This window comes from Microvirgula curvata (assembly GCF_054781615.1).
Genome location: NZ_BAAGUB010000017.1, coordinates 1 through 1,263 on the forward strand (window position 1 = coordinate 1; position 1,263 = coordinate 1,263).

The window sequence follows — 1,263 nt, forward strand, 5'->3', positions numbered from 1 at the left end:
AGGCGTGCCGGACGCCAGAAGCGGGCGTCGTAAGCGAGTGTGGTCTGCTTGCCCAGTGCATCGGTCAGGCCGGTCAGCCAGCAGCCGGCTGCGTCCCAGCTCAGGGTACTGGCCCCGGTGCGCGCACTGGCCTGCAGTGTCTGCAGCCGGTAGAAGCCGCTGCCATCGGCGTAGCTGGCGCTCTGCCGCTGGGCCACCCAGTAGTTGAGCTTGTTCAACGTCTGCAATACATAACCGGCCGCCTGCAGTTGCGTGGCAACCTGGTCGCTGCCGAGCACCGGGTCGTAGGTGCTGTGGGCGGTGCTGTCGTCGAGCACGGCGTGTTGCTGGCCGGTGACCCGGCCGATCGCCAGCAGCACGCTGCTGGCGTTCAGATAGCTTTGCGTGCGCCAGCCGGTCAGCGTGCGCGGCGCATCGGGGCTCAGCAGTCCGTCCGGGGCGGACAGGATCTCGAAGCTCAGTCCGCTGCCGGCGCTGCTGGCCGGGTAGTCCAGTGCCTGTTCGATCTGCTGCGTCGGCAGGCCCAGCCGCCAGTTGCTGTCGTCGACCACCCGGGTCCAGCCCGGTGTCTCTTCCTGCAGTCGCAGCCGTTGCTGGCTGTCGTCGTAGGTCGCCGCCAGCTGCCCGGGCGTCAGCAGCGGATCGCTGAAGGCCGGGTCCTGTGCCCGGCGCGGGTAGTGGGCCCGGACCTGGTGGGTGATGTTGCCGTCGCCGTCGCGGCTCAATACCACCGACTGGCTGAAGCGCGGATCGAGGCCGCTGTCGTCGTAGTCGGCGTTCAGTGTTTCCAGCAGCAGCGGGGAGACCACCGCGTCGGCACCCGCCGTTGCCGTTTGCAGAACGCGCAGCTGCCAGCGCGAGGAACGGACCCGCCGCGGCACGGCATCGCTGACATCGGCCGGATAGACCTCCTCGTGCAGCAGTTTCCCCTTCAGCGCCTGATGCCAGAGCGGGTCGGTTTGCTCCGGCACACTGTCGGTCGTGCCATCCCAGCTGGTGACGCGGGTGTCACCCAGCGTGTAGGCCTGGGCATCGCCAGCGTAGTAGTCCGCTTTTTGGGTCGCATCGTCCGGCTGACCGGTGTGGAACCACGAGCGGGTCAGCGCCGGTTCGACCAGCGGCTGGCCGTAGCCGTCGTACGCATCGCCCTGGTCGCTGCGGTCGACGCGCCGAAAGCCGTTGAATGTGCGCTCGGTCGGGTCATACACCCCGCCCTGATAGGCATAGCGGCGGGTATCGGCGTGCCCCTGCACCGCATCGCGG

Annotated in this window: 1 protein-coding gene; it reads right to left on the reverse strand. The window is 68.6% G+C overall.

Annotated elements, in window-relative coordinates:
• On the reverse strand, positions 1-1,263 hold a 1,263-nt coding region (locus ACYVG8_RS09515), incomplete at both ends, for a toxin TcdB middle/C-terminal domain-containing protein (RefSeq protein WP_460745627.1).